3 protein-coding genes are annotated in these 2,901 nt (G+C 66.3%); 1 reads left to right on the plus strand and 2 read right to left on the minus strand.

Going from position 1 to position 2,901, the window contains the following annotated elements; genetic code table 11:
- Together GXZ33_RS09210 and GXZ33_RS09215 are read right to left on the minus strand one after the other, a co-directional pair.
- Positions 1-271 (minus strand): aldehyde dehydrogenase family protein (locus GXZ33_RS09210; RefSeq protein WP_291340739.1); only part of this gene is annotated, 271 nt, incomplete at its 3' end.
- Positions 272-402: 131 nt separating this feature from the next.
- On the minus strand, positions 403-1,467 hold the full coding sequence (locus GXZ33_RS09215; RefSeq protein ID WP_291340740.1) for a Cj0069 family protein: 1,065 nt from the start codon (positions 1,465-1,467) through the stop codon (positions 403-405).
- A 258-nt stretch (positions 1,468-1,725) separates the two neighbouring features.
- Between GXZ33_RS09215 and GXZ33_RS09220 the strand changes: the two genes are divergently transcribed.
- Positions 1,726-2,607, plus strand: coding sequence for a sulfurtransferase (locus tag GXZ33_RS09220; RefSeq protein ID WP_291340741.1), 882 nt, complete (start codon positions 1,726-1,728; stop codon positions 2,605-2,607).
- The last annotated feature ends 294 nt before the right edge of the window (positions 2,608-2,901 follow it).

Consider the following 2,901-nt stretch of genomic DNA (forward strand, 5'->3'; position numbering starts at 1 on the left):
GGCCCGCCGGCACGGCGGGGGCGGGGGTGGCGTTGAGGGGCAGCCCCGTGTTGATGAGCCCCAGGGAGGCCGGCCCGCAGGCGCGGATACCGTGGGCCCAGCCCGGCTGCGCCTGCGCGGCGTTCGCGATGACCGCGTGGACCTCCCCGGCGGTGGCCAGGTCGACCTGCGCCTGCACCGCACCCGTGGACGGGTTCATGACGTCGGCGGTGCGGCCGGAGGTGCCGGGGCGGACGGCCCCGTCGATGAAGTGGTGGATTGCGCGGACCATGGGATCTCCTCAGTGGGAACGGGATGTTGTGGTGTGCATCACGCTATCCACGGTCGGCGGGGCCCACCAGAGGTGAACGGCGTTCACCCCAGGAGTGGTCGGCGGGCGTCGGAAAGCAGTGGGCGCCGGCGTCAGGCGTCGGCGTACTTCTTCTCGACGCGGCCGATGGCCTCCTCGGCCACCAGCTCCTGGATCCCCATGTCCAGCTCCGAGGTGAAGCCGACGCAGGAGCAGTTGATCTCGCCGAGGACGTAGGTGTCGCCGCCGTCCGGGGCGTCGTCGAGCATGAAGTCGGCGGTCCAGATCAGCGGGATGTTGTCGCCGCCGAGATTCTCGGCGATGACCGGGCGGGCCTCGTCGAACATGTCGATGAGCTCCTGCCACACCTCCGGCTTGTCGTAGGTGTAGGTGGCGCCGGAGAAGAGGGTGGCGGAGAAGTTGTCCTCGCCCTCGGCCGGCTTCTTGTGCACGACGAACACCGGGTGCGGGCCGACCAGCAGGATACGGATCTCACCCTCGACGATGCGCGGCATGAAGCGCATGTCGACGAGCATGCCGTTGCGGCCCAGGACGTACTGGTCGCAGAAGTCCATGAACTCGCCGAGCTCCCGGATCTCGGTGTGGTTGTCCACGGCCTCGGTGCACTTGATCTTCGTGTCCAGCGGCAGGGCGGTGCCCGGCTCGACGGAGGCGGCGAGCTCCTTGTCGACGATCTGGACGCGCCAGATGCCGGAACCGGTGGAACCGCGGTTCTGCTTGAGCACGCGCTCGCCGTAGGACAGGGAGACCGGGAAGTTCGCGTGGAAGTCCTCCGGCTCGTAGTAGGCGTAGGTGTCGGTGGGCACCAGGTCGGTCTCGCGGAGCTTGACCAGGGCGTCCTTGGCGCCGTAGGCCATCATCTCCACGGGGGTGGACATGCCGACGATGCCCTCGTAGTCGAGGCGCGCGAGGAGTGCGAAGTAGCCTTCCTCGCCGCCGGGGATGTTGCCGGGGTTGACGCGGGAGATGTACGCGTCGAAGTTGGCGGTGACGTAGTCGAAGATGTCGTCGGCCCACTCCGGTCGGAAGTAGACGACCTCGGCATGCCAGCCCCGGGCCTTGATGGCGTTGACGATCGGCATGGTGTCCTTGCGGTGACCGTCGAAGTACTTGTCGGATCCGCCCTCAACCTCGAAGACGACGATTGCCTTGCGCACTCTGCACCCCTTTCAGGGAAAACGCGATGTCCGGCTCATGTGATTCTCGCCGTCAACATGCGATTTTAATGTCTGACAACAGGATGAGAGAGATGAGAATACAACTAGTAATTAAGGACACACCACACTCCCCCACGTGACCCCCCGCACCCTGCTGATCTACTCTGGTGACAGACTCACGCGCCGATTCATCACACTATAAGGACAATGATGGAGTCGGCCTCCAGACCTCGTATTCGCCAGAAAGGCGGGACCATCGTGGCCGTCCCCTTCGATCCTCACGCGCCCTTCCAGGAGTACGCCCACCCCGAACGACTCGTCTCCGCCTCCTGGCTCTCCGCCCGCCTGGGCACGCCCGGACTGCGCGTGATCGAGTCCGACGAGGACTCCCTCCTCTACGACATCGGACACCTGCCCGGCGCCGTACGCATCGACTGGCAGAAGGACCTCAACGACCCCGTCACCCGCGACATCATCGACGGCGAGGCCTTCGCCGCCCTCATGAACTCCAAGGGAATCGCCCGCGATGACACGGTCGTCATCTACGGCGACCAGTCCAACTGGTGGGCCGCCTTCACGCTGTGGGTCTTCGAACTGTTCGGGCATGAGGACGTCCGGCTTCTCGACGGCGGCCGCGACGCCTGGATGGCCGAGGAGCGGGACACCTCCTTCGTCGTGCCCGAGTACCCCTCCGCCGACTACCCCGTCGTCGAGCGCAACGACGCCGACTACCGCGTCTTCGTCACCGAGATGCTCGAGCAGATCGGCTCGGCCACCATCGTCGACGTCCGCTCCCTCGAGGAGTACAACGGCCTGCTCGGCGACGGCGAGGAGCCCGCTGTCGCCCCCACCCTGCGCAAGGGCCACATCCCCACCGCGGTGAACCTGCCCTGGCAGGACAACGTCCACCCGAACTCCCGCTTCCGCTCCCGCGCGGAGCTCGACGAGCTCTACTCCTCCCTGGACCCCGCCGCGGACACCACGGTGTACTGCCACGTCGGCGACCGCACCGCGCACACCTGGTTCGTGCTGAAGTACCTCCTCGGTTTCGACAGCGTCCGCAACTACGACGGCTCCTGGGTCGAGTGGGGCAACATGGTCCGCATGCCCATCGCCCGGGGTCAGGCCCCGCACGCCTAGGCAGCTTCCCGACGTCCCGGCCCCGCGCACCCGCCGCGGAGGCCGGGTTTTCCGTCTTTCCCGACGGGCCGGTTTCGCCCCCGAAAGTGTCAGTCGGCGACCCTTGTCCGCGGCACGCCGAAGATAACAAAATGATTTCGGCGCGTTCTACTGGCGATTCCCGATCTTTTGGGGCAAAATCACGAACCTGACGGAATGCTCACGTTTTTGTGTGCAAGAATAGTCGCATGCGTCGCGCGGCCGCCTCACGCGGGCGGGCCGACGCGAACCACCAACGCAGCACATGAAAGGGAC

Origin of the sequence: Corynebacterium sp. (assembly GCF_012838985.1) — a bacterium.
GTDB lineage: Bacteria > Actinomycetota > Actinomycetes > Mycobacteriales > Mycobacteriaceae > Corynebacterium.